The organism is Undibacterium sp. Rencai35W (assembly GCF_049340185.1).
In the GTDB taxonomy this organism is placed as follows: domain Bacteria; phylum Pseudomonadota; class Gammaproteobacteria; order Burkholderiales; family Burkholderiaceae_D; genus Undibacterium.
On the sequence record NZ_JBMPPC010000004.1, the window covers coordinates 475,383 to 500,704 of the forward strand.

The 25,322-nt window shown below is 50.6% G+C and carries 22 protein-coding genes; 8 read left to right on the plus strand and 14 right to left on the minus strand.

Going from position 1 to position 25,322, the window contains the following annotated elements:
* Positions 1–103: 103 nt before the first annotated feature.
* Both ygiD and ACO0K3_RS11560 read right to left on the minus strand, forming a co-directional pair.
* On the minus strand, positions 104–880 hold the full coding sequence (gene ygiD, locus ACO0K3_RS11555; RefSeq protein WP_422984713.1) for a 4,5-DOPA dioxygenase extradiol: 777 nt from the start codon (positions 878–880) through the stop codon (positions 104–106).
* A 173-nt stretch (positions 881–1,053) separates the two neighbouring features.
* Positions 1,054–3,027, minus strand: coding sequence for a phosphatase PAP2 family protein (locus ACO0K3_RS11560; protein WP_422984715.1), 1,974 nt, complete (start codon positions 3,025–3,027; stop codon positions 1,054–1,056).
* A 325-nt stretch (positions 3,028–3,352) separates the two neighbouring features.
* On the opposite strand from ACO0K3_RS11560, the gene ACO0K3_RS11565 reads away from it, so the two are divergent.
* The gene (locus ACO0K3_RS11565) at positions 3,353–3,829 is read left to right on the plus strand and encodes a DUF2721 domain-containing protein (protein WP_422955428.1); all 477 of its coding nucleotides are present in this window, start codon (positions 3,353–3,355) and stop codon (positions 3,827–3,829) included.
* 105 nt (positions 3,830–3,934) lie between these two features.
* Here ACO0K3_RS11565 and ACO0K3_RS11570 read toward each other — a convergent pair whose 3' ends face one another.
* Entirely contained in the window at positions 3,935–5,305 is a 1,371-nt protein-coding gene (locus tag ACO0K3_RS11570) for a PKD domain-containing protein (RefSeq protein WP_422984718.1), read from the minus strand.
* Positions 5,306–5,523: 218 nt separating this feature from the next.
* Here ACO0K3_RS11570 and ACO0K3_RS11575 point away from each other — a divergent pair, with 218 nt between their 5' ends.
* A complete protein-coding gene (locus ACO0K3_RS11575; RefSeq protein WP_422984720.1) occupies positions 5,524–7,194 on the plus strand; it encodes a long-chain fatty acid--CoA ligase in 1,671 nt (556 codons plus the stop codon).
* A 684-nt stretch (positions 7,195–7,878) separates the two neighbouring features.
* On the opposite strand, the gene ACO0K3_RS11580 is transcribed toward ACO0K3_RS11575, so the two are convergent.
* From ACO0K3_RS11580 to ACO0K3_RS11630, 11 genes are all read right to left on the minus strand, one after another.
* On the minus strand, positions 7,879–8,091 hold the full coding sequence (locus ACO0K3_RS11580) for a cold-shock protein (protein WP_262837176.1): 213 nt from the start codon (positions 8,089–8,091) through the stop codon (positions 7,879–7,881).
* Between the two features lie 175 nt (positions 8,092–8,266).
* Complete coding sequence (locus tag ACO0K3_RS11585) at positions 8,267–8,818, minus strand: metal-dependent hydrolase (protein ID WP_422984722.1); 552 nt, start codon at positions 8,816–8,818, stop codon at positions 8,267–8,269.
* Positions 8,819–8,822: 4 nt separating this feature from the next.
* Positions 8,823–9,260, minus strand: a complete 438-nt coding sequence (locus ACO0K3_RS11590) for a hypothetical protein (RefSeq protein ID WP_422984724.1) — start codon at positions 9,258–9,260, stop codon at positions 8,823–8,825.
* A gap of 161 nt (positions 9,261–9,421) precedes the next feature.
* Positions 9,422–10,813 carry a cell envelope integrity protein CreD gene (gene creD / locus ACO0K3_RS11595; RefSeq protein WP_422984726.1) on the minus strand — a complete coding sequence of 464 codons (1,392 nt, stop codon included), beginning with the start codon at positions 10,811–10,813 and terminating at the stop codon, positions 9,422–9,424.
* A 629-nt stretch (positions 10,814–11,442) separates the two neighbouring features.
* Positions 11,443–12,867: a two-component system sensor histidine kinase CreC gene (gene creC / locus ACO0K3_RS11600; RefSeq protein WP_422984728.1), complete on the minus strand. Its 1,425-nt coding sequence runs from the start codon at positions 12,865–12,867 to the stop codon at positions 11,443–11,445.
* Positions 12,864–13,565, minus strand: a complete 702-nt coding sequence (creB, locus tag ACO0K3_RS11605) for a two-component system response regulator CreB (RefSeq protein WP_422984730.1) — start codon at positions 13,563–13,565, stop codon at positions 12,864–12,866. The genes creC and creB overlap by 4 nt, the downstream gene beginning before the upstream one ends.
* Positions 13,566–13,571: 6 nt before the next feature.
* Complete coding sequence (locus tag ACO0K3_RS11610) at positions 13,572–14,648, minus strand: type II secretion system F family protein (RefSeq protein ID WP_422984732.1); 1,077 nt, start codon at positions 14,646–14,648, stop codon at positions 13,572–13,574.
* Between the two features lie 420 nt (positions 14,649–15,068).
* Positions 15,069–16,223, minus strand: a complete 1,155-nt coding sequence (locus tag ACO0K3_RS11615) for a radical SAM protein (RefSeq protein ID WP_422984734.1) — start codon at positions 16,221–16,223, stop codon at positions 15,069–15,071.
* The gene (locus ACO0K3_RS11620) at positions 16,201–16,614 is read right to left on the minus strand and encodes a hypothetical protein (RefSeq protein ID WP_422984736.1); all 414 of its coding nucleotides are present in this window, start codon (positions 16,612–16,614) and stop codon (positions 16,201–16,203) included. Before ACO0K3_RS11620 ends, ACO0K3_RS11615 begins: the two co-directional genes overlap by 23 nt.
* A gap of 508 nt (positions 16,615–17,122) precedes the next feature.
* Positions 17,123–17,638, minus strand: a complete 516-nt coding sequence (gene mobB, locus ACO0K3_RS11625; protein WP_422984738.1) for a molybdopterin-guanine dinucleotide biosynthesis protein B — start codon at positions 17,636–17,638, stop codon at positions 17,123–17,125.
* Between the two features lie 19 nt (positions 17,639–17,657).
* The gene (locus tag ACO0K3_RS11630) at positions 17,658–18,227 is read right to left on the minus strand and encodes a TetR/AcrR family transcriptional regulator (protein WP_422984740.1); all 570 of its coding nucleotides are present in this window, start codon (positions 18,225–18,227) and stop codon (positions 17,658–17,660) included.
* A 94-nt stretch (positions 18,228–18,321) separates the two neighbouring features.
* On the opposite strand from ACO0K3_RS11630, the gene ACO0K3_RS11635 reads away from it, so the two are divergent.
* The 6 genes from ACO0K3_RS11635 to ACO0K3_RS11660 all read left to right on the plus strand — a co-directional run bounded on the left by ACO0K3_RS11635 (position 18,322) and on the right by ACO0K3_RS11660 (position 25,317).
* Positions 18,322–20,649: a molybdopterin-dependent oxidoreductase gene (locus tag ACO0K3_RS11635; RefSeq protein WP_422984742.1), complete on the plus strand. Its 2,328-nt coding sequence runs from the start codon at positions 18,322–18,324 to the stop codon at positions 20,647–20,649.
* Between the two features lie 18 nt (positions 20,650–20,667).
* Positions 20,668–20,997, plus strand: coding sequence for a ferredoxin FdxA (fdxA, locus tag ACO0K3_RS11640; RefSeq protein ID WP_422984744.1), 330 nt, complete (start codon positions 20,668–20,670; stop codon positions 20,995–20,997).
* Positions 20,998–21,038: 41 nt separating this feature from the next.
* Positions 21,039–21,812 carry a ferredoxin--NADP reductase gene (locus tag ACO0K3_RS11645; protein ID WP_422984746.1) on the plus strand — a complete coding sequence of 258 codons (774 nt, stop codon included), beginning with the start codon at positions 21,039–21,041 and terminating at the stop codon, positions 21,810–21,812.
* An 818-nt stretch (positions 21,813–22,630) separates the two neighbouring features.
* Positions 22,631–23,380, plus strand: coding sequence for a TetR family transcriptional regulator (locus ACO0K3_RS11650; RefSeq protein WP_422984748.1), 750 nt, complete (start codon positions 22,631–22,633; stop codon positions 23,378–23,380).
* 4 nt (positions 23,381–23,384) lie between these two features.
* Positions 23,385–24,716 carry an ABC1 kinase family protein gene (locus tag ACO0K3_RS11655; protein WP_422984750.1) on the plus strand — a complete coding sequence of 444 codons (1,332 nt, stop codon included), beginning with the start codon at positions 23,385–23,387 and terminating at the stop codon, positions 24,714–24,716.
* A gap of 34 nt (positions 24,717–24,750) precedes the next feature.
* Positions 24,751–25,317, plus strand: a complete 567-nt coding sequence (locus ACO0K3_RS11660; RefSeq protein ID WP_422984752.1) for a DUF2867 domain-containing protein — start codon at positions 24,751–24,753, stop codon at positions 25,315–25,317.
* Positions 25,318–25,322 lie beyond the last annotated feature (5 nt).

Sequence of the window (25,322 nt, forward strand, 5' to 3'; positions counted from 1 at the left end):
CCCATCTAGTATTTATAGTATTAGCTTATAAACAGTGCGGATTAAGGCATTATTTACCATGCAAACAGGGGAGTATCCTGTTTTTACTAAGTATCTCGCCGACTCAGGACACCAGAACCGACATCATGCTGATCGCGCCGAGCTCCATCCCCTCGGTTGCGATCTCAAGTTTGTCATCGGCAGATTTAGCGCCCAGCACATACAGCAGCGGTAAAAAATGTTCCGATGTAGGCACCGACAAGCTCGCATCCTGACCCAGTGTCTGATAATTCACGATCTGATCAAAATCCCCGTCCAGCATCGCCTGACGCATCGCGTCGTTAAACCGTATTGCCCAATCATATCCGCTTGAACGCGGATCCATGCGACGCAGATTGTGCACGACATTGCCGCTGCCGATCAGCATGACGCCTTGTTCGCGTAAAGCCGCGAGTTTTTTACCCAGTTCAAAATGAAAGGCCGCAGGCTGATTCATATCCAGACTCAGTTGCAGCACCGGAATATCGGCAGCCGGATACGCCTTGATCAGCACCGACCAGGTGCCGTGATCAAGTCCCCATTGCTGATCAAGCTGCACGGGCAGAGGCGCCAGATGATCCGCAATTTTGGCTGCCAGTGCAGGATCTCCGGGTGCCGGGTACTGCATGTCAAACAAAGCTTGCGGGAACCCGCCAAAATCATGGATCGTCGGTGGCGCCGCCATCGCCGTCACGCCGATGCCATAAGTGGTCCAGTGCGCCGAGATCGCCAGAATCGCTTGCGGTCGCGGGAAGCGCTCGGCAAAGCCGCGCCAGGCCTTGGTGTAGCGATTATCTTCCAGCGCATTCATTGGACTGCCGTGACCAAAGAAGATGGCGGGCATGCGGATGGTTTCAGCCATGATGTATTTCCCCTGAGAGAGTGCAGATAATCAGGAGTATGTCGGATTTTGCGCAAATGTGTGCATCACAGCCCAAAGATGCGACAAGCGCTTCGCTGTTAGTTGAGCTTGCGCAAATCAGCACTCATTTCGCCGCGATGCAATGATGTGGCGAAATGAGTTTGCAGATCTTGTTAAATTCCCAGACGTACTTGCATTCCGGTGTCGGTATAAACCGGTGTTGCCGTAAAACCGTCCACGACGACACTGGTGAATTTGCCTTTAAAACTTGCGGCAGTAATGATCGTCAACGTATCGCCCGCCGCTGGCTTATACCCGCTTTGGAATTTGATATGCAACGCGCCACCAGCAATCGTGACCAGGCCGGTAGCCGTCAGTCTGCCTTGCTGGGCACTACCTACATTCAGCTCCAGACTTGAACCGCTCAGTTGCGTGTATTTGCCGACAATGGTTACCGCAGCCGCCGCGTTGCTGATCAGCGTACCGCCACTGACATACACGTCGCCCTTACCTAAGGCCGACGCCGCATCAGCCTGCAGCACACCAGCGGTTAATTCTGTTCCACCGGTCCAGCTATTATTACCTGTCAGTTTTAAAACGCCGCTACCTTGCTTGATCAATTTGCCCGTGCCGGAAATATCGTTGCGCCAGCTATCTGCTGCACTGAAGCCACCCTGGCTCGCATCCATCAGTACCACCACATTGCCGGTGAACGTGCCGTAGCCATCAGCCGCCGCAAATAAATTCAGTCGCCCCCAACCCTCTGCATCGTCCATCACCGGATAGCCCGATGCAATCGCGGTTGTTTTCAGCACCACACGACGCTGCGCATCGCTCAGATAAGGCAGGCGGGTTTCCAGCAAGACCTCCGCGCCTTTCGGCACAACAGCAGGTGCCGTAGTAGCACCAATCGGTGCAAAACCATAGGTCATGCGACGCAGATAATTTGCCTTGTTAGTCGCATAATCGGCGAAGCGATCATTGTCCAGGCTAGCGGAATGCGCAAAAGCATTAAACGTATCGGCGCTAGTGCCGGTCTGTGCGATCAGAGCGCTATGTGCCTGCGCGACTGCCGCACCTTTTTTTGCTGCATTGGCAGAATCAAACAAGTTGGAAGCAACGACAGCCTGCCCCTGTATGCGGCCGCTAATAACATCCAGCGGTGAGTGCATGCCTGCCAGAATGCGGTTTTCACCTAGCTCCAGACCACGGGTCAGAATTTCCTGAAAACGCTCAGGTACGGCGTATGCCATTGCGACGGTATCGCGTGTGGCTTCCGCCGCATGACCACTGGTAAAACCGCCGTCCGTGGCAGGCGTTGCGCTTTTTGCCGGCACCAGAGCGGGGACAACGACAACACTGTTACTCCAGCGATAAGGGCGGGCGTATTTATAAAAACGCTTGGCTGGTTCGGTTGAGCCATTGGTACTCATCAAATTGACGAAGTCGACCACGTTACCAAATGTCGCGTTGGCACTGCCGCCAACACCCGTGTTGTTACCGCTGTCGTTATACAACACGCTGGTGGCATCTGCTGCGATTGCGGTAATACTGGTGGTCTGCTGTGCGACTGTGCGCCAGGCGCTTGTCAGCGGTCCCATGCCATCAGTCACGCTATATCCCTTGCCACGACGGTCATCCAGATAGGCCGCGGTCTCTTGCGCCGGAGTGCGCGCAAGCGTTGCTGCGACAACGTATTGGATATTCGCATTATGGACGGACGTATTAAGTATCGTGCCGCCCGCAGTACCGTCATTTGGCAAACCCGTCCAGACTGAAGGCACTACAGCAGGAAAACTTCCGACCGCAGGAGCCGTGACACCAGCATCGACGATCTCGGTCAGGGGTTGCCAGATATCTTTAAAACCGGCCAGTACGCGCACCCCGGCATTGGTGCTGAGCGTCGCATAACGCGCATCGCCACGCTGATTGCTCGCAACATTATCAACAAAAGCCGGTACCGATGCAGCGACGGGTGCCGTATCCACAAAACCCTGATCAAGCGGCGCGGCTGGAACCGTCAACGGGACTTCCGCCTGATTTGTACCGCCACCGCAGCCAGCCAGCGCCAGTGCGGTGCTGATCGCCAATACCAGAGACGTCAGAGATACCGGCGGGAGTTGTCGGGTCGTGAATCTGTCTTGCATAAGAATACCTCTTTGGTTGCTATTAGTTGCCATTAGTTGCTATTGGTCAACAGGTCTTAGGGAAGAGGTATCTTAGTTGTACGATGTTACAGACTCATGACGGGCTTACTGGGTATTCGACGAATGTCGTTCGCTAATAGTGGTATTAGTGCTGTCGTACTATTCGTAATGTTTGTACTGTTTGTGCCTGTTCGCGTTAGACACCTTATTCACGCAATGTCAGCATTTTTTGCCTTCTGGCTCAGCAAAAGCACGATGCAAACTCAAGGCTGCTAAAATTGCGCATCGTCTTCAACCGTCTTTACCACTACACGGAATCACTGTGATCAACTTACAACTAGGCGATGTCAGCCATATTATTCAGCTCGCGATTGCGCCGGTATTTTTACTCACTGGTGTCGGTACCAATCTCACTGTGTTGACGAATCGTCTGGCACGGATTATCGACCGCTCGCGCCGGCTGGAGGATGTCTTTCAAGCCGATGCCAGCGCCATCGACAAACCGGGGCTACGCGAAGAATTGAATGAGCTTTATGAACGTTCTCACCTGATCAACCGTGCGATCACGCTGAGTACCGCGTGCGGCCTGCTGATCTGTCTGGTCATTGCGACCTTGTTTATGGGAGATGCGACGGATCTGCGTCTGGATAAGCTGATTGCCGCTCTGTTTGTCGGCGGCATTCTTGCGTTGATCGGCAGCTTTGTCTATTTTCTGCGCGAAATTTTTGTGGCCACCAGAACCTTGTCCAGACAACGCGAACTGGGATTAAAAAACCATCCCGATTCGCTGAGGAAAAACTAAGTTCGGTTCAGAATTAAAAACAATTCAATTAGGTAAAACAGTGTTCAGGTGACGCATGATTGTCATTCTCAGTGTCCGCGTCGTGTCACTGTCGGAGTCCGTATATTACGGCGTCACCTGTACCAACACATCCGTAGACACTGAGCCAGGGTTTGCCGCCGTAATTGGCTGATAACTCGCACTGACGCGGAATACTAATAAGGTCTTCGAGGTCACCGTCGGGGCAATAAAACCCGCATTGCTAGAACTTGCGCTCGCTAATACGACGCTAGGTCCTGAGATCTGGGTCCAGCTGTAATACACCGTATGCCCCGTCGCAGCAGATGGTGTAGCCGCAGTCAACGTGACATTATTTCCGGACGCCACGGTCTGGGTCGGTACATACGAAGTAATCGACAATGGCGGCAGACTGTCAACAAAATACACAACATCCACCTGTTGTACCGGCTCAGTCGAATTGCCACTGGCGTCGATAGGAGCGTTCGATACGTTCAGGGTGAACAGGAAGGTAGTCTTGGTCACGATATCACTAGGTAAAGCAACGGTAGCAATCGCACTGTTCGCGTTGACAATGCTGACTGCAGGCCCTGATTTTTGCGTCCATAAATAATAAATCGCGCCAGTCGTGACCTGATTACCATTCACATCAAACCGCATAGTTTTACTGCCATCCAGTGATACGGCAGCACCTGCTTGCGCTACGCCACCGCTATACGAAATCGGCACGATGGTCGGCTTGATGACGGGATTAATCGTAACTGTCTGAATGGCGGTACCGGTTCTCGGCTTATCATCGGTAACGCGGCATTCAAACTTGACCACCGTTGGCGTCGTCACGATAGGTGCCGTGAAGTCGGTTACGGCGCTGCTTGCCGACGTGATTTTCAGAGTCAGATTCGCCGCATCGCTGATCACCCATTGATACGCATACACCCCGGTATTTGTTGTGCCACCACTGCCGCTGCAGCTGAGTGTTGCCTTACTGCCCGAGGTTACTTCTGAATTTGCTGCAACCTTGACAGCCGGATTGAGCGTGACTGAGGCTTCTTTCAATACGACCAGGTTCGTGCTGCTGGACGTTGAATTATTTTTTGCATCCACCACCGTGACGGTGAGTTTGTAAGTGTAATCTGCGGTCAGTTTAGCGGGCGGGGTCAGGCTGACGACGCAGCTCCAGTCACTGCCAGTAGTACTTTTGGTCGCGACTTTGCAATCGGTATTGGATGAGGCGGCTAAGGCTGCGGCATCCAGTGTCAGGGCTTCTATACGCCAGGTCACCGAGCTGATCGCCGCCGCACTGCTGCTGACGCTGGCAGTAAAAGTCAGGGGATCGCCGGTACTCACAGAAGCAGGGCCGGCAAATGCAATCGCAATCGGCGAACTGCCCGCGCCGCCGCCAGAACCGGAGGAGCCGCCGCCACATGCAGCGACACTGATCAATAAAATGAGCGCGAAAATTCGGAAAAAAACTGACACCACATAGACTCCGTCTGAAAAGATTGCTGCTTGTTAGCTATTTCATTGTAACTTTAATCGATCCGTAGTTAAACCCGGTGTCGGCCAGGCCAAGATTTTTTACATTCCGGCCAGCCATCCGGAGCGATATCAATACGTCGTTGTAATTTACGAACGCTCGTGCCAAAATGGGACTTAGGGGCAGCACTCTAAAAGCAACATCCCAACGGAGACAAGACATGAACACCAAGCACTATGCGCACTGGCCACCTGGTCTGCCATATCATCTGATCGCACCGGAAACCAGCGTCTATACCAATCTGCACATTGCTGCCCTGCGCTATCCAGACAAACTTGCGATTATTTTTTATGACAGTGTACTGACGTATGCTCAGTTACATGCAGAAGTGCTGGCTCTGGCGGGCTATCTGCAAAAAACCTGTGGCGTGCAACGCGGCGACCGCGTCTTGCTCGATATGCAGAACTCACCTCAGTTCATCATCGCGTATTACGCGATCATGCGCGCCGATGCGATGGTGGTGCCAGTCAATCCTATGCTGATGACCGATGAACTCGCTCATTACATCGACGATAGCGGTGCGAAAGTCGCGATTGCGTCACAAGAAATTTTCTCCCGCCTGCAACCTCTGGTTGGCAGTACGGGGTTAAAACATGCGATCGTCGCCACTTACTCCGACCATCTGACCACAGACACCACATTGACGGTACCGGACTTTGTCCGCGCGCCGCGTGATGTAGCAGTGCAAACAGGTGTCACCACATGGAAAGACGCGATTGCGCAAGGCAGCCGGGCAGAGCATCAAGTTGGCCCGCATCTGGCGACACCCGACGATCTGGCGTGTATGCCCTACACCTCAGGCACGACCGGCAAGCCAAAAGGTTGCATCCACACGCATCGCTCGGTGATGTTTAATATTGCGGCCAGTCCGGTCTGGTCTGGCTCTATCGTACCGACCCATGTTGCACTCGCCGTGCTACCGTTCTTTCACGTTACCGGTATGCAATCAGTAATGAACAGCATGATATTTTGCGGCGGTGCGCTGGTCATACTGCCGCGCTGGGATCGCGATGTTGCAGGCCAACTCATCACGCGCTACAAGGTGACCAACTGGACGCTGGTGCCGTCGATGATGATCGACTTCCTGTCGAATCCGCGACTCGCCGAATACGATATTTCCGGTATGAACCGGGTCTCAGGCGGCGGTGCAGCAATGCCAGCGGCTATCGCACAAAAGCTGCTGGAGCTATCGGGTCAAACCTATATGGAAGGTTATGGTTTGTCAGAGACGATGGCACCATCCCACCTGAATCCACCGCAACGCATGAAACAACAGTGCCTGGGAATTCCACACTTCAACACGGACTCACGGATCGTCGATCCGACGACGCTGCAAGAAGTAAAACAGGGTGAGACCGGTGAAATCTGGATCAACGGCCCGCATGTCTTTCAGGGATATTGGAATGACCCGCAAAAAACCAAAGAATCGTTTGCCGACCTTGATGGCAAGCGCTTCTTCCGCAGCGGTGATTTAGGATATATGGATGAAGAAGGTTTCTTCTTTTTTACCGACCGGCTCAAACGCATGATCAATGCCAGCGGCTTTAAAGTCTGGCCAGCCGAAGTTGAATCCATGATGTATCAGCACCCAGCGATACAAGAGTGCTGCATCATCGCCGCCCGCGACGCCTATCGGGGTGAAACCGTCAAAGCAGTCGTCGTCAAAAAACCCGGTGTCGACGTCAGCGCCGAGGACATCATGACCTGGGCGCATGAAAAAATGGCGGCATATAAGGTGCCGAAGTTTGTAGAATTTGTCGACAGTCTGCCCAAGTCAGGTACCGGCAAAGTCATGTGGCGCTCGCTGCAAGAAAAAGAAGCCGCAAAATAGCCTTAGCAATTCGCTGCTTGGTTTTTGCTTTGGTTTTTGCTTTGCTTTTTTTTAATTCACTTCTTGCGTCATTTCGCTTCAATTGTATTCAGTCTAAAAACGCAAAAAGCCCGCCAAAAGCGGGCTTACCATTCATTGCAACGACTCACCAGCAACCCATGCTATCTGCGTGGTGCCACTGGCTAGGTCAACAACCCGTGCTATCTGCGCGGTGCCATTAACGGATTGAGTCGCTTTTTACTGCTTATCCATATCCTTGCGAATATGTTGACGGTAGAACGAATGTTTTTATTTCACAAATCAACTAAACCATTTTCCGGTGCCACTGATAATTCACTGGCACGGCCGGTTAGAATTGATGCACGTTTGAAAATCAGCGCTGACCTCATGCCAGCACGAATTTTCGCTGCGGTGACAACTCACTGAAGAACTAAACCATTTCCCAATAACCCATGCTATCTGCGTGGTGCTACTAGCCGGTAAGAATTCCTCTGCGCATTAGAAATCAAGCTTACGATCTTGTTCTAACTCGTGAAATCTTTGTCCTGCTGTGACAATCTTTTTTCACCGCCAGCCCATGCTATCTGCATAGTGCCAGCGGCCGGTATTACTGATTAAAAATGATCACGGCAAGACGACTACTTAATCTGCTGCCCGGCGACCAGTGATCGCCGCTGCCATTAATTAAGAAAGAATTTGAATATTGCCAGCTTTGTCGCCTTTAGGACCAACAGCAGCTTCGTAGGAAACGCGTTGATTTTCGGACAGACTCTTAAAGCCGGAAGACTGGATGTCTTGAAAGTGGGCGAATAAATCCGGACCACCTGCATCTGGTGTGATAAAGCCGAAGCCCTTAGCATCATTGAACCATTTGACTATGCCTGTTTGCGTGCTCATGTTATTTCCTTTTATTTTAAATATAGGCTAGCTTGCCTGAGAGGCACTTGAAACCAAGAGATGAAACCGGAGGAAATAAAACAGAACGACTAGAGGAACAGCCATGCAGAATTGGGACCAACAATATGACAACTTGATGCAAGTACGAGACGGAATATACACGTTTACTTCTTAATCACCTAATTATATTTTCAGACGTCATTTTATTTATCCGGCGATAAAATATCAGGCACAGACAAATAAGCGAAGCAGGTAACCACACCCAGCGCAATTCTGAATAAATCACCTCAACACCGCGACCGCTCATGATACGGCGGAGCCCGATTGGTGATACCTCGATCACGCGCCAGGCTGAAAATAATCGATCATTCAAAAACGGCGACCACAAAGCGACACCCAGTCCCCCATTCGTGAGCATATCGAGCAAGCCATGTGACAGTGTGCAAATACCGACAAAACACAATGTGCTCCGGCGTCCGCTGTGCAGAGTCCGAGCAAGGGTCGTCGCAATTAAAGCGATGCACAAGGCAAATAACATGGAATGCGTGAAACCGCGATGCCCGAACAGGTCTCCATACGCAATATACAAGCGAAAACCCACAACGTCGAAATCGGGCAAAATCGCACCGGCTATCCCGGCAACTAACAGGCTCCGGCTAATTTTTTTGCTCCCTAAGCCGATACCCAATGCCAGCGGCACTGCCGTATGCGTCAAGATGGTTGGCATGATTTTAGTTCTCCCGGTCAGACCGAATGCCTGTTTCACCGTAGATAAAAAAGGACAAGGCAACGACAAGCAGGCAAGCACCGGACAAACCAAAAAAGAGATCTGACAACGTATCTGCAACACCAAGATTCATCATCGTACCGAACGCAATATCCGACAGATATTCTAAAAACTCCCAGAGAATTGCGGTTACCGCCGTCAAACCAACAGACAGCAATCCTTGAATCACAAGCGGTATCGCACCAGTCAGCAACTGAGCGTGTCGAATCACGATCAGATAAAAATACGCCATCGCAATACCACCAGCAAAATGCGTCGGCATGTCTAGCCAGGGGAAACGTATGTAAGCATTAAATGTTTTGGCAGCGACAGCATAAAAAACGAAGACGGTGAACGGTGCCCACGCAGCGTGCCGGAATGACGAAATAAGCCAGGTTTTCATAAGATTTTAAAAAATACTAGATGGGTACCGCAGCATCTATGGGCCTGCTGGCGTGAAAACAGGCTACGAGGCTCATAGACGCTACGAGTTAAGTAATTAAGTCAATATTTCATCGACATTCCATCGCTATACCGTTGATATACGGTATACGGCGAGGTAAATCAGACCGCCGCGCTTTTCCCCAATTGATACCAATCTACTTTGCGCGTAATAACCATGATGGCGGACAACAAAGCGAACAGCAAAATACTGCCCATCACAAGTGCATTACTTTCAGAGCTCAGCAAACCAAACAAAGCGCCGTATAACAGGGTCAGTGCACAACCGAATCCCATGCCACGTTTCCAGCTTTGTAAAACATAGCTGAGGTAAAAACCCACTAGAAAAATACACGCACCACTTGCCATCAGATAGGCAAAGATAAAACGAATATGTTCGGACACACTGACCAGTAACAAGAAGAACAAAGACAGCGCCAAACCCACAAGCAGATATTGAATCGGATGTATGGGCAATTGCTTCAGAACCTCGAACAGGAAAAATGCAGCGAAGGTTAAGGCGACAAACAACATGCCATATTTAATCGCCCGGTCCGCTTGAGAATACACATTGATCGGCTCAATAAAAGTGACACTAAAACTATCTAACCCTGGCACTGCTTGCACAGCAGCCATAGCCTCATCAGTCGCCGGTGTTGTTGTCGCACCTGATTCGCGACGTGTCATCTGCTGCTGTGCTCCGCTCGACAAAGCAGAAATAGCCCAGGTTGCGGAGAAACCGTTCTGATCAATCTTACGATCCTTGGGGGAGGGCAAAAAACGTCCGCCGAATTGCGGATGCGGCCATTTTGACGCCAGCGTAATTTGGTTGTTTTTAGCAATCGGTACGAAGTGCAAACGCTCTATGCCGTCAACCGATAATTCCAGGCTAAATTTGACTGTATTGGCGGCTTTTAAATCCATCGGTTCGAGTGGTGCGTGCAGACCTGTTTGTAAAGAACGTAACTTACTCTCCTGTTTAAATTCATAAGATTTTCCACCCCATTGAATACGCGGAAAATTTCGTAATCCACGCGTATCACTGAGTCCCATCGCAATGAATGGCGTTCCTACATTCAACTGCGAAGCTGGCTTGTCTTTGATCAGCTGATCGATTACAGGCAATACAAAATCGCCGTGAATACTGTGCTGGCCGCTGTAAGTCAGTACCTTATGAATACCGCGATAACGATGATCAGTATCGATCGTCCCATTCACGTTGAGTTCGTTCGGATACACATAATGCCGGTGCTGCAAGGTGTATTTACGCGTGACGGTTTTCTTAGTCAGCTGATCAACCAGCTCCTCTTCTTCATAGGTCTCGGAATAAGGCAACACTAGTACCGGTCCCAGCAGAGTCTGCTCACTAACGGAATCCGCCGCAATACTACGCACAGCATCATCACGAAACCGCATGCGCTCGGAGATAGTCGATTGAATCATCATCAACGGCACACCAATCAGCAACATAAGAATGCCGATCATCATCGTCTTAAAAAATAAAGTCTTTTGCATATGCAACTCCGGATTGTAGGAATCGCCACTGTAAAAAACTTGTGTGCGCTGTTGATGCGTTTTGTGTGAAGTTTTTTGTATGAAGTGTTTATTTCATAATTAACAATTAACTTAATTTTGATCGAATACGACTACAGCAGAGGCAAAATCAAACATGAAAAAATACTGACAAGCGCTCTCCTATTTAGCGTGAGTTCTATTTTTTAAGCGCAGGCTGAGATCACACCGGCCTTGGATGAGATCTTGCAAGCTGCACTAAAAAAGGGGGAGATGACTTCGGAATACTCCCTCAGTTCATCCACTGAAGCAAGTATGCGAGCATTTGCCAACAGTTTGTCCGAACAAGGCTTCTTGGTTGAAACGCAATCCGTCAAGACAATAACGAACAAACCATCGTCTACACTGTTGGGTGCAATAAGTCCGTCTGAAAAAGATAGGCAGACGTCCATAAGCTATTCTATAAAAGCAAAAAAACTGGCGTCTTCAATACAAAGAAAGCTATGGCACTTTATGACGAATGCATGAAGATCTTTAGCCAACCAGATTCCACCTGTAGTTATTCTTTTACGCAAAACTCCGCCACTCATTAAAGCTCATTTAGTCGATGAGCTAAAAGTAAACCAAGTAATTTAATCCGGCAAACTCAACATAGCGCAAACCCCGCCGTCATCCCGGTTCGATACCGCCACACTCCCGCCATGCAATAACGCAACCTCGCGCACAAATGGCAAACCCAGGCCCGTGCTCTTCGCAGCATCTGGTCTTTCCAGCGAATAAAACCGGTCAAAGATTCTCTCCATCGCGTAATCCGGTATACCCACCCCATGATCTAGTACGGTGATTTGACCTGTCCTGTTTTGTCTGCTGACCATGAGGACAATCATGCTGCCCGCGGGTGAAAATGCGATGGCATTCTCAATCAGGTTGCCGACCGCCTGCCTCAATAGCAGGGTATCACCTTGCACCTGTATCGCTGGCTCGCTCAAACTCAGTTTTAATTGCAGTGATTTTTCTGTCAGACGGCTGATTGCGTCGGCCTTGACCTGCTCCAATAACTGGTTTAAATCAATGGTGACAATACTGTCTAACACTTGTTGTTTCTCGATTTTGATCAGGGCTAAAAGCTTATCGATCAATTGTTTCTGTCGCTGATTTTGTTCGATGATATTACTCAAAAAATGCTGGCGGTCGGCGGCGGACATGTCCTCTGTTAACAGTTCTGCCGATCCCTGTATTGCAGCAATCGGGCTTTTTAGTTCGTGCGCCAGCGTATGCATTAGCTGTTCAACATATTGCTTGCCCTCTAGCTTGTGACGCATCGATTCTAGCGCGCGGCCAAGCGTACCGATCTCGTTGTTGCCAAGCTTTGGTAGCATCACTTTTTCGTCTTTCTCTACACTACTTGCATAACGCTGCAATTGACGTAAAGAATGACTGAGCCAAAAAGAAAATCCCAGTCCGATCAACAAAGAACCAAGCAGTAGCCAGCCACTGCGACGTAGAATTTTTCGCTGGCTACGTTCGATAAAAGGAGTGATGGTGGAGATAGGTTTAGCGACGGTCAGCGCTCCGATGATTCGGCCGTCGTCAAGGATAGGGGCAGCAACATGCATGACGGTGGAGCTGTCATCGAGGGGATCGCTACGTGTGCTACGTGCTCCGTATTTGCCTTGCAGCGTCAGGTAGACATCGTTCCAGCGAGAATAATCTTTGCCCACATCTTTGTTTTCCGAATCAAAAACGACGATACCGTGTAGGTCTGTGATGTAGATACGATAGTCGAGATTCGCTTTTTGTACTCCGCTGATTTTGACATCAACGCTACGATGCACATAGTTTTGTAGTCTGCCGATCAGAGCCGCATGCTGTAAGTCGCCAGCCTTAACATCTTCGGCCACCAATTGCGCCAATAACTGAGCTGTATCGACCAGGGTGTCCTCAAGTGTGGCGCGGACACCGGGCTTCACTTCTTCGACAAAGACATTTAGCACAAACCAGGCAGCCAGGCCAACAACCAGGAAATAACCTAGCAGTATACGTAGTCCGATTTTCATGAGAGCGACAAACTATATCCCATGCCACGATGGGTCTGTATGGGGTCGTCCTGCTCATTAATCAGACGCAATTTGGCACGTAGCGATTTGATGTGCGCATCGACGGTACGCTCCAGCGTATCACTAGCATCAGTCCAGACCAGATCCATCAATTGCGCGCGCGAGAATAATTGCTGTGGCCGGTCTATGAAGGTTTTTAGCAGCAAATATTCGTAACGTGTCAGAGCCAATATCTGGCCGTAATACGCAATACGCGCTTCGTCGGCACGCAGTTCGAAGCTTGATTTTTTCTCATTCGCTACATTTGCTGCAGCACTCTGGCCCGCCTCCAGCCTGCGTAATACGGCACGGATGCGTGCGACCAGTTCTCTGGGTGAAAATGGCTTACTTACATAATCATCAGCACCAATTTCCAGACCAACGATACGGTCAATTTCGTCATTGCGCGCTGTCAAAAAAATCACCGGTGTATTCGAGAACTGACGCAGACGGCGACATAACTCAAAACCATTCATATCCGGCAACCCAACATCGAGCACGATCAATGCTGGTGTCTGCACATCGGGTGAATGCAAAAAATCCAGCGCAGCCTGAGCCAGCGTCACGTGATGCGGTGTAAAGCCATCGGTAGCTAAGGCATAGGCGAGAGTATCGGCAATCGCTTTTTCGTCTTCGACAATAAGAATAGTTCTGGACATGGATCTTCAGTTTAGTAAAACGCGAAAATAAACTATCGCGGATGTAGCAAAATCATCGGGCATGCAAGTTTGCCGATTGCACTCAGCTAGCTCTTTAGGTACAGAGGGCATAAACGCATGCCCGGCGATTAGGCTGTACGCCATCCACAACATGACCGCGCCGTAGAATATTTTCGGTAACCAGTCGGCTAGTTGCTGTTGAAACGCCGACAGTGCGGCTGTTTCGCTGTTCGCATGGCGTAACATCATCTCGGACAAAGTGCCACTGCTTTCACCGGTCTGTATCAATTCTGTCGCCTGGGTATTTCCCAGGTAGTGGCAAGCAGCGAGGGCGTCTGCGAGCGTCATGCCTTGTTGCAGGCGGGGTAGGACTTGAGAAAAATCAGTGCGTATAAGCTGATTGCTGATGGTATTGCAGGCTTGGGGCAATGCATCGAATACGGGCAGGCCGGCTTCAAGCATCAAGCCCAGACTTTCAAAGAAATCTCTGGCATTGCGCCTGACATGCATCGCACCAAACACTGGAAAGGTGATCAGACTTTTTTCTACGCTATGACGCAACGCAGAGCCAGAGTTGCCGCCTGACCAGTGGAGTAAAAAGCGATAGCCTGTGAGGCCGAGGGCAAGCAGCAGAAACGGGCGCAACACGCTCCATAGGTAGGATGCCTTGCTGATCGTACCTGCGACGAGACCCGGTAAAGGCTGCACCAGTAAGGTCAGGCCGAGTACCAGCAGCGGCATCCTCATGCGGGCTTTCACGGCTTTTTGTAGCCGGTCTTTTTCGGTGTAGGTTTCTGCCAGTCGTCGGTACATTGTCGCAGGACTACCGGCGCTGATGGCGGCGCGTAGCAATTGCGCCTCCAGATCGCTGAACAAACCTGACTGTTGACCCGCAGTCGCTATGTCTTTCCCCCGCACCAGCAACTTGCGGGCCGCCTCTACACGAGCTTGCGCACTCGACGGCAACCTGATCAAAGTAAAAGCCCGGGCAGCGGGCAAACCGGCCTTTTCCAGCGCCGCGAGATGCGTAAATAATCCAGCACGGATGCTGTAGCTGAGAGGAGAAAAGTGATGGGATGGCATGGGCAACCATTCTAGTTGAATGCTGCTCTGCTCTGACAGATTTTTAGAGTCGATTCATTGCAAAAATTGAGCGCAGACGAGCCATGCGCAAAAATTAAGCGCTCTCAACACAGAGACACCGAAGCACCACGGAAGAGCAGAAGTAAGCGACTCATTGGAATATCGATTACAGGGTTTTTAGAAGTTCCCCATATTGAACCCGCAGACTGGATGCGGCTTCCGAAGGTTTTTCGTGCCAACAGACGCATTCTGCTTGCGGATTCGTTTTTAAGTGTTCTTGACATTGATATTGTATGAAACCGCTTGTTCCCGCTTTTCCTCTGTATCTCGATGTATCGATGTATCGATGTTTCGGTACCTCTGTGGTGAGCGGTCTTAGTTTGTGCATCAATCCCAACTGAACATCTTCAGCAATCAGTTTTATGCTAGCTGTATTTCACGCAGCATAAATAGCTTGTCGTTGCTGCGTGTACGCGTGCGTGCAGCAACTTCGTCATACCAGTAGACGGCAGCATGCTGGATCTCAGTGGTAGGTTCAGCATGGTCAGCATAGTCATGCTGGTTCAGTTCATTCCAGGTCTGTTCGCAGGCCTGCACCAGCCGATCTGCGCCGCCGTGTTGCATCCAGTCCTGCGCCAGTCCGCTTAAATTCTTTTTGTGCAAAGACCCCAGCCACAGTTGCCGGTCAACGTCATGCGTCAATGGCAGCACCGCACCGTCCGCTTGGACAATCAGTATAGGTGCGGCGTCGGTGATGTTCACCAGCGGATAAGCGGGGACCAGATGACGATGATAAGCACTGAGTTGTTGCAGGCTGATAGCATCGACATGGACTGCAACGCCGAGTTGTTGTCCTATTCTTTGTGCCTCGGCAATAGCGACCAGTAATTCGAGTCCATCCGGTCTGGCATCGCTTAAGCTTGCTGCCGCACGTCCATACAAGGTCAGCGGATGCACCTGAACACTGCGGGCGCCTTGCTGTGCGGCGAGCTGTACCACGAACTCAAGGCTGTCGACGTTGTGCTGCGTCAGCGTAAAGATCAGGCCAAACGGTATGCCGGACGAACGTATTACGGCCAGATGTGACAATGTTTTGGCGAAGGCACCTTGCTGCCCGCGCATCAGGTCATGTTCAGCCTCGGTGCCATCAATCGATATGGCAACTATGTCCAGATGATCGCTGATCTGCGACCAGCGTTGCGGTGTCGCAAGCATGCCGTTTGTGGTGATGCTGGTCAGCATGCCGAGTGCACGTGCCTGCTTCAGCAAATCTGGTAATCGCTTGTATAAAAGCGGCTCACCGCCGGACACGGCGAGCTGCCGGTAACCCAGTAGCGCCGCATCTTGCACACATGCCGACAACATATCCCAATCGAGTTGCTCACTCACCGTTGGCGCAGACAAGGTGTAGCAATGCGCGCATGCCAGATTACAGCGGCGGGTCGGATGCACCTGCAATACCGGCGCAATGCCGGTCGGACTTTCGAACAATTGGCCGCCGGATTCTGCATCGAAACGCGCATCGAGATGTGTGTCGGTCGCCGTCATGCCATCAGCCACCAAAGCTGCCGCCATGGCCAAGTTTTGCCCCGATATCCTGTATCTCTGGCAAACCCGGAGTGACATCGCCAAAGTTCAACTCCATCCTGACCAGATCCGGGAAAGGTGTACCGTCGATAATGATTTTTGGTGGATGAACCTCACCACCGTGCAGGCGATGCCATTTCAGCCAGAACAAAATATCGTTGCCGCAGCGTGGTGTATCGTCACCTGCATAGCTGAGCGACAATTGCACACCGGTTGCGCTGCTGCCACCGACGACGCGGGCACCCAGCACATGGGCAGGCGATTCGTCGAGAGCACGGGCAATTTCGCGTACCGAGTCCTCAGTCAGTGTCCGGTTTTTCCAGGCACTTAATAGTTTTTCCGAACCGCGTAATTTTTGGTTCGATATGTCGTTTGTCATCACAATCTCCTCGTGAAAAAATTTCTGGAACACCAGCGTGCACAAATGCCCGCTGACGTGCTTCACATTAGATGATAAAAATGACAATGCAAATTAATTAACCAAATGACACCGGAGGATTGGATAGCTTTTTTTCAACTTTCCGGCCTTGAGATACCGATGCTCAACGTAATTCTTTACGCAGAACAAGTTTGAGGCCGGACCAAACTTCATCAACGGCACAGACCTTGATATCGACAAAGCCGATGGGTAAAGCGAACTCACGTATTGTGTGTTGGCATCATTGGATAGCGTCTCTACCAATGCCCTCAAATCGACGACTAATTTGCGATCAACCAAATTGATCGGCGGATTATTGATTTCGATGATGGCAACATGGTTTTGATCGGTGTGACGTAAAATTGATGCGTTTTCAGCGTACATGTTGGATTCCTTTTGATAATTTCAGCAACAGAAAACTGCATATGCACCACTAAGCCTAGGACAATGGCTCTCGAAAATATGCTTCCTAAACGGATAGGACGTCAGCCATATCGGCGGCGTGCTGACAAATGAAATCAGCGATACCGGAGATATCGGATAATTCCAGCGAAGAGATGCCAAGTATGGATGTATTTCTGTCCGTTGCAATTGCCGCAACACCGGGCAAATCGGGCCAAAGTGGGAGCTTGCCAACTGCCGCGCGCCAAACTTCCAACTTTGGGAAATCCCCTTGTTTGAATCCTTCGATCAATACCAGATCACACCCTTGCAACCTGCTTAGTAAATACGATAGAGACGGTTCTTCGTCTTCACGCAATTCGTGCATCAGAGCCCAACGACGCCGACCAATTAGCAAAACCTCTGCGCAACCTGCCTCGCGTAGCCGGAACGAGTCTTTACCAGGATGGTCAATATCAAGATCCTTATGGCTATGCTTGATCAGTGATACCGCCAAGCCTCGCGCTTGTAGCTCTGGAAGGAGGCGCTCCAGCAACGTCGTCTTACCCATACCGGAATGACCGGCAATTCCAAATACTCGCATTGCATCCCTTCCTGGTCGCTTATAAAGACGTGTCGCTGTCGAAAAGTTTTTCCCCGGCCTCACGAACTGCGCTCAAAAGTTCCCGTTGCACTGCTTCGGAACACATACCGCGAGCCAACATGACAGCACCTACATTTTGTGCCATCACTGTCCAGGCAGCATCTGGATTGCCTGTCAGGGCTGTCACGTTGGCATGGATGGATTGAACACCCTTTTCGAAAGCTTCTTTCACTGTATCGTCTGCGCGTCCCACTTCGGGAGTCAATGAAGGCAATGGACATCCCGCTTCTGGATGTTGTACATGATTGAAACTTAAATAGCCCGCTAACGCTCGCGATACCTGCTCGGTATCGGAGGGATCAACGGCATCATATAAGTCCGCCGTGCGCTTGAGTTCAGCGGTAATCATTGCAGCGAACAAGTCTGACTTACCGCTGAAATGTTTATACAAAGAGCCTGTTGTCACACCAGCCGCTGCGGCTAGATCCGCCATCCCACTGCTGGTAAAGCCATGTTGTTTGGCGTGGCGGCCACCTGCCTCCACTAGTTTTGCGCGGGCTTCTTCTTTGTACTTGCTGGTGTATCTCATAAAACTCTTTTCTAAAAATTGGCTTGACACATTTTCGGATTGCGCCTTAGGATAACAATCATTATCTAATAGATCAAGTCCCCCGATTATAAAAATGAATGAGGAAGAACACATCATGGATGGCAAGGAAACAAACTCCTGGAAAAAGACCGCATGTATTATTTGTTCGCTTAACTGCGGTCTTGATATAAAGACCGAAGATGGACGAATCACCAAAATTAAGGGTGACAAATCCAATCCTATTTCACAGGGGTACATGTGCGAAAAGTCGCAACGCATGGACTTCTATCAGAATGGTGCAGATCGCATCGATTCACCCAAACGTCGCAGGCCAGACGGTAGCTATGAGAATATCGATTGGGAAACAGCCATCCGCGAGATAGCAGAAAAGTTCACTGCAATCAAAAAAAAATACGGTGGCGAAAGCATTTTGTATTACGGCGGCGGTAGCCAGGGTAATCATCTCGGTGGAACGTACGCTGATAGCACGATCAAAGCATTAGGGATTCAATACCGATCCAATGCATTGGCACAGGAAAAGACGGGCGAAGGCTGGGTGCAGGGAAAGATGACAGGTGCGCCAGTACATGGCGACTTTGAACACTGTGAAGTAGCGGTTTTTTTAGGAAAAAATCCGTGGCAGTCCCACGGATTTGCCCGAACCCGCGTAATACTGCGCGAGATTCAAAACGATCCGAAACGCGCAATGATCGTGATCGACCCACGACGCACCGAAACAGCAGAGATGGCAGACTATCATTTGGCCGTCAAGCCTGGCACTGATGCATGGTGCTTAACTGCACTGTCCGCCATTCTGGTTCAGGAGCATCTGGTGGCATCTGCCTGGCTTGCAGAGCACACCACTGGCTATGACGTCGTAGAAGCGGCAATGAAGAAAATCGACATCCCACATTACGCCGCTGTGTGCGGGGTAGATGAGACACTGCTTCGATCTGCCGCACGGCGAATTGCCAGTGCCAAAAGCGTGTCTATGATTGAAGACCTTGGCGTGCAAATGAATTTGCATTCTACCTTGAACAGCTATCTGAATCGGCTTGTCTGGCTGCTGACGGGTAATTACGCCAAGGCGGGTGCCAACAACGCGTTTGTTCCCCTGCTCAATCTCTCTAACTCAAGCCGTAGCGCATCAAAAAAATCGAGCTCTGGCAAGCCCGCAGCGCCGCGCAAATGGACTCACAGCCCCGTTACCAATTCCAAGGTGATCATGGGATTGATTCCGTGTAACGTGATTCCGGATGAAATACTGACGCAAAACCCCAAGCGCTTTAGGGCGATGTTTATTGAAAGTGCGAATCCTGTTCATTCTTTGGCAGATAGCCAGCGCATGCGCCAATCGCTTCGAGCCCTAGAGTGCAGTGTGGTGATAGATGTGGCCATGACAGAAACCGCGCGGCAGGCCGACTATGTGCTACCCGCCAGCAGTCAGTTTGAAAAGGCCGAGGCCACGTTTTTTAATTTGGAGTTTCCTCGCAATGGATTTCAGTTGCGCCACCCGCATCTTAGTCTCCGCCCAGGCACCCTTCCAGAAGCTGAAATTCACGCACGTCTGTTAGAAGCAATGGGAGAGTTAGACGAATCCAACTACCGCTTTTTACGCTCCGCAGCAAGGGGCGGACTAACGACGTACGGGCTAGCATTCGCATGGAAATCTACGCGTGATAAGAAGGTGGCGCGATATGCCCCTGTCGTGCTGTATCGCACGCTGGGGCCAAGCTTACCAGTCAACTTAGCTCCAGCAGCATCCCTCTGGGGAATCAGCCAACTTTATGTACGGGCACAGCCGGCAGCCGCAAAGGGCGCTGGGTTTGGCGGTCCCAAGCTATTGGGCGGAAATCGACTTTTTGACGCGATATTGAATAGCCCATCCGGCGTCATCTTTGGCGTTAGCCAGTACAGCGATAGCTGGGACGCCGTGAAGTTGCCCGACCATAAAATTAACTTGAACATTAAGGAGATGTTGGACGAGTTGGCAACAATTGACGGCAAGCTTCCACCCCACCGCCCCGAATACCCGTTCATCCTCTCTGCTGGGGAACGTCGACCGGATACTAGCAATACATCCATCCGTAACCCCGAATGGATGAAAAAGGGTGGCTTTGGAACGCTGCGTATCCATCCGAAGGATGCGGAAGCGCTGGGCTGTTCGGAGGGCGATTGGATTCAACTGCGTACGCAACGCGGTGCTGCGCAAGCGCCTATCGAGCTGACCGACGAATTGCAGCCTGGACATGTCTCGTTGCCCAACGGTCATGGCCTCGACTACCACCAAGCTGACGGGTCGCTCGACCGTCGAGGTGTTTCGTTGAATGAGCTCACCAACACCGAGGACCGTGACCCCTTTGCCGGTACCCCTTGGCACAAATACGTGCCGGTACATCTTGAACGTCTCACCCCAGCCTAACACCGAATTGAGAAAAAAATGACCCATGTTGTGACCGAAAGCTGCATCCGCTGCAAATACACCGACTGTGTAGATGTCTGCCCCGTAGATTGCTTTATTGAAGGCCCGAACTTTCTCGCAATCGACCCTGACGCGTGCATTGACTGCGCCGTGTGCGTCCCTGAGTGCCCAGTCAATGCGATCTACGCAGAAGAAGACCTGCCCGTCGAACAGCTGCACATGATAGCCCTCAACGCGGAACTTTATCGGCTCCCTGGATGGAAATCTATCACCATGCGAAAAGCCGCACTGCCCGATGCAGAGGACTGGAAAGAACGGACTGGAAAACTGTCTGAACTTCAACGCTAAACGCACACCCTTACACCACGACCTATTTCCCGGAAAAATCCATGAGTGCCTTTTTAGAAGAAACCGTCCTGACCGTCCACCACTGGACCGATCGCTTATTCAGCTTCACCACCACACGCGACCCCGGTCTGCGTTTTTCTAACGGCCACTTTACGATGATTGGTTTACGCGTGGAGGATAAACCTCTACTTCGAGCCTACAGCATTGTCAGCGCCAATTACGAAGAGCAACTGGAATTCCTGAGCATCAAGGTCCCAGATGGCTCACTCACGTCGCGACTGCAGCACATCCAGCCCGGCGACAAAATCGTTGTCGGACGCAAGCCTACCGGTACGCTGCTCATCGACTATCTACTTCCCGGTAAACGTCTGTACCTATTGGGCAGTGGCACTGGCTTGGCACCATTCTTAAGCGTCGCGCGCGATCCCGACACGTATGAGCGGTTTGAAAAAGTAATTCTGGTACATGGCGTACGGCAGGTGGCGGAACTTTGCTACCACGACTATCTCACCAAAGTATTGCCCAAGCACGAGGCTCTTGGCGAGTATGTTACAAACCAAATGCTTTATTACCCTACGGTCACACGCGAGGACTTCGCAAACCAAGGCCGCATCACTACTTTGATGGTCAACGGGAAATTGACACGCGATCTCGGACTACCCGATTTAGACCCGGCCCATGATCGCATCATGATTTGTGGAAGCCCGGGCCTGAACAAGGATATGCGCGTAATCCTCGACGCCAAAGGTTTTTATGAGGGAAACACTACTACACCGGGTGACTACGTAGTGGAGCGGGCGTTTGTTGACTCTTGAGGTTGAAGTTCTATTGTAAGGATCGGTGTATCGCAAAAGAATTTTCCTAAGCAATAAAAATAATGTGAACGGACTTAAACAAACTAAAAAAAGTTGGCGCGACCATTTAGAACAGGGTTGCGCCATCTTCTTTCAGTTTGACTCAGATTACTTATCAGCGAAGGCACACAGTAGAGTGGCTTAACCATGATAAAACTTCTTGGCTCTTTTACGAAATCGGTGATTCTTTTAAATCGCAAAAGAAAGACTTCTTTTGAATGAAAAAAGTGGCTGACTTACTGAAAATACTCGGTCCTGACTAAATTTTTTGACTACAGTCAAAATTGATCCGGCTAATAACCAATCAGGTCACTATATACTTTTTGGGTAATTCTAAAGACCCCAGACTCCACGATCAGATTCACCTTACCGTCGCAAAACCAAGCCTTAATGGTGGCAGGAATCGTACACGCCATCAATCAATGACTCCGCATGAGGAAATTTATAAAGAAACTCTTTTTCTCGCGTTTCATCATGCGGAGTGATTGATTTAATTAAATGTATTTTTCAATCTAGGATTTTTTAGAGCTCCCCCGCAATTGAATCCGCACTATCCATGCGCCTCCTGGCGGCATATTGGCTGCAGAGCCGCATAAAAACTAGGCATTCTGCTGATCAATCTTATTTATCAATTCCGCTGATCAATGCTGTTGATACATCCTGCAATCTTATTTATGCATACTTGCTATCGTTAAATCGATGTTTACTTGCACTTTTAAAATACTTGATATACATTGAGTATCAATAATTGACCACCTAAACGATAGCAAGTACCCAAAATGAAAACATCCAAATCCCAGCAAGAGCAAACCCGGCGCCTTGTGATTCGTACTGCGGTCGATCTGATGACGGAGCATGGTTATGAGGCGACGACCATGAAGCAGATTGCGCGGGCGGCGGGGATCGGTGATACGACGATTTATAAGTATTTTCCAACCAAGGAAAAACTTTTGCTCGCCTATTACGAGTTATGCATCGACATCGTGATGGAAGTCACGCTGGAGACGCCGGGTCTGGCGCAATTTAGTTTGCAAGAACGCTTGCAAAGACTGGTTGATGCCTTGCTCGAACTCTTGCTGGCGGATCGTGAATTTGTCGAGATCACGCGCACGGTTGTCGGCAAATCGCCGCTCCTGATGATGCGGGATCAGATGCCGGGACAACAAGCCCTGAAGACGCAGATCGTAGCTTTTATCGATGCGGCGGAGCAGAGCGGTGAGATCGCTGCGTGCGATTTTAAAAACTTGTTAGGTGGTTTGTTCGCGGACTATCTGTTTGCCGTGATCGCCTATTGGCTCAAGGATGAGTCCGAAGAATTTTCTGATACCACCCAGCTGGTGGATCTGACGCTGGCAGTACTGGTGCTGGCGCTGAAGAGCGGCGTGGTGAATAAACTGTCGGAACTGGCCAGCTTCTTAATCCGGAATCAATTGTCGCGTGTGATGCAAAACGGCTCAGGTTTGTTGACTATGCTCAAACTTGCTAAACACGGCTTCAGCACTGAAGCAGGTGTCAAAACACGGATCTGATTTGATGAGCAAAAATCCTCCTTCCAGCAAACTCGGTCGCAGCGCAGTCAGCGGACTGGCACTTGCCCAGGTCGGCATCAGCCATGTCGGCCACAAAGCACGTCAGCTCACGCGCAGTGACGAGGCCAAAATCACGGCTCAAGATGAGCATGAAGCCGAGCTAGGGCGCATCTTATTTCGCGCGCTCAATCAATTGAAAGGCACCGCGCTCAAGATCTCGCAATTGCTGAGCATGGAGGCAGATTTTCTTCCGGCTGGCATCCGGCGTGAATTAGCCAAAGGCTGTTATCAAGTGACGCCGCTAAACCGGGCACTGGTGCATAAAGTCTTCAGCCGCGAATTCGGACAAGCACCTGAGCATGTGTTTGCTCAATTTGATGCGACCTCGTTTGCGGCGGCTAGTCTGGGACAGGTCCATCACGCGAGTCTGGCCGACGGTACACAACTCGCAGTCAAAATTCAATATCCCGGCATCGCCGCGTCGATCGGCAGCGATGTCCGTATGCTGCGCGGCTTGCTGCATACCATGTCACTTGGCTCTGATCTGATTCCGCGTAAAGAACTGGTAGATCGCATCATGAGCGAACTCGAACATAAGCTCGCCGAAGAACTCGATTACGAGCATGAAGCCGCGCAACTGCGCTGGTTCGGAAAACACGTGCGCTTGCCGGGCATCGTGATTCCGGTGCCGGTCGCAAGTCATTCCAGTCAGCGCATATTGAGCATGCAGCAGCTAGATGGATTGCATCTCGATGAATGGCTGGCGACCAATCCGGATCAGGCTACGCGCGATCATTTCGGGCAATTGCTCTTCGACTGGTTCTGGCACAGCGTCTGCGAACTTGGTCGTCTGCATGCCGACCCGCATCCCGGTAATTTTTTGTTCATGGCGGATGGACAATTGGGTGTGCTGGATTTTGGTTGTACTAAATCGATCTCTGAGAGTTTTTGTACCTCAATGGCGAAAGCCTGGCGCGGATTATTGGATCAGAACAGAAGCTCGTTTGCTCCCGTGCGGCTTGCGTATATCGAACTCGGACTGATACGAGCTGATCTGAGCCTGGAGGATTTTGAAACGCAATTAATAACCGCCGCGACGGCGTTGGTTGAATGGCAGCTACAGCCTTTTACGATGCAGCGTTTCGACTTCCGGTATAAAACATCCTACCCGGCACCAGATACTGGTCATGGAAAAATCCTGGTCAAACTCGCGCTGAGCTATCACGAGGACATGCCATATTTTGATCGCGCCTACATGGGCATGATGCATATGCTGAAAAAAATCGGCGCCGTCGTTGATACCCGTAATCCCTGGTTGAATCCTGAGTTGCACTGATTAGATCACCATCACCGTTATCAAGGGAGTACTCATGCGTCGCGTCTATCAATATGCTTACCACTATGCCATCGCCAGCGATTTGCCAGAGCACTCGCGCATCACCCATGTGTACGACAAGCCGGATCTGGCCGATGCATACGCTGTGCGCCTGCCGGCAAACGCCATCGACGATCCGGAACTGCTGGCACGATTTATCTTTGCCCAGCAAGCGCCCTGGGTCAAGTCGTTAATGGGATTGCGCGATGTGCTGGTGGCAGGTTTTGGGTTAAAGACCTCACGCCAGCTAGAAGCTGCCGGTGCCAGTGCCAGTGCCAGAGATGGTCAGCATATTCAGATTTTCAGGATCATAGAAAAAAGTGCCGGTGAAATCGTCTTAGGCGAGAACGACAAACATCTGGATTTCAGATTGTCTGTGATGCTGCAATCTCAGCCAAATCGTCCCGAGTCAGTACGCTATTTAACGATCTCAACTGTGGTTCATTGTCACAACAATCTAGGGCGAGCTTATCTACGCTTGATTGCTCCTTTCCATCGCCTGATTGTGAGTTCTTATTTGCGTCGTGCGGCAGGTTTTGGCTGGCCGCTGCGGAACAGTTAACGAGC

Coding starts and splice junctions, on each gene's coding strand:
- ygiD (WP_422984713.1), bottom strand. CDS start 880: ATGGCTGAAACCATCCGCATGCCCGCCATCTTCTTTGGTCACGGCAGT.
- ACO0K3_RS11650 (WP_422984748.1), top strand. CDS start 22,631: ATGAAAACATCCAAATCCCAGCAAGAGCAAACCCGGCGCCTTGTGATT.
- ACO0K3_RS11610 (WP_422984732.1), bottom strand. CDS start 14,648: ATGCCATCCCATCACTTTTCTCCTCTCAGCTACAGCATCCGTGCTGGA.
- ACO0K3_RS11655 (WP_422984750.1), top strand. CDS start 23,385: ATGAGCAAAAATCCTCCTTCCAGCAAACTCGGTCGCAGCGCAGTCAGC.
- ACO0K3_RS11580 (WP_262837176.1), bottom strand. CDS start 8,091: ATGAGCACGCAAACAGGCATAGTCAAATGGTTCAATGATGCTAAGGGC.
- fdxA (WP_422984744.1), top strand. CDS start 20,668: ATGACCCATGTTGTGACCGAAAGCTGCATCCGCTGCAAATACACCGAC.
- ACO0K3_RS11620 (WP_422984736.1), bottom strand. CDS start 16,614: ATGACAAACGACATATCGAACCAAAAATTACGCGGTTCGGAAAAACTA.
- creB (WP_422984730.1), bottom strand. CDS start 13,565: ATGTCCAGAACTATTCTTATTGTCGAAGACGAAAAAGCGATTGCCGAT.
- ACO0K3_RS11615 (WP_422984734.1), bottom strand. CDS start 16,223: ATGGCGGCAGCTTTGGTGGCTGATGGCATGACGGCGACCGACACACAT.
- ACO0K3_RS11645 (WP_422984746.1), top strand. CDS start 21,039: ATGAGTGCCTTTTTAGAAGAAACCGTCCTGACCGTCCACCACTGGACC.
- creD (WP_422984726.1), bottom strand. CDS start 10,813: ATGCAAAAGACTTTATTTTTTAAGACGATGATGATCGGCATTCTTATG.
- ACO0K3_RS11585 (WP_422984722.1), bottom strand. CDS start 8,818: ATGCCAACCATCTTGACGCATACGGCAGTGCCGCTGGCATTGGGTATC.
- ACO0K3_RS11560 (WP_422984715.1), bottom strand. CDS start 3,027: ATGCAAGACAGATTCACGACCCGACAACTCCCGCCGGTATCTCTGACG.
- mobB (WP_422984738.1), bottom strand. CDS start 17,638: ATGCGAGTATTTGGAATTGCCGGTCATTCCGGTATGGGTAAGACGACG.
- ACO0K3_RS11575 (WP_422984720.1), top strand. CDS start 5,524: ATGAACACCAAGCACTATGCGCACTGGCCACCTGGTCTGCCATATCAT.
- ACO0K3_RS11660 (WP_422984752.1), top strand. CDS start 24,751: ATGCGTCGCGTCTATCAATATGCTTACCACTATGCCATCGCCAGCGAT.
- ACO0K3_RS11630 (WP_422984740.1), bottom strand. CDS start 18,227: ATGAGATACACCAGCAAGTACAAAGAAGAAGCCCGCGCAAAACTAGTG.
- ACO0K3_RS11590 (WP_422984724.1), bottom strand. CDS start 9,260: ATGAAAACCTGGCTTATTTCGTCATTCCGGCACGCTGCGTGGGCACCG.
- creC (WP_422984728.1), bottom strand. CDS start 12,867: ATGAAAATCGGACTACGTATACTGCTAGGTTATTTCCTGGTTGTTGGC.
- ACO0K3_RS11635 (WP_422984742.1), top strand. CDS start 18,322: ATGAATGAGGAAGAACACATCATGGATGGCAAGGAAACAAACTCCTGG.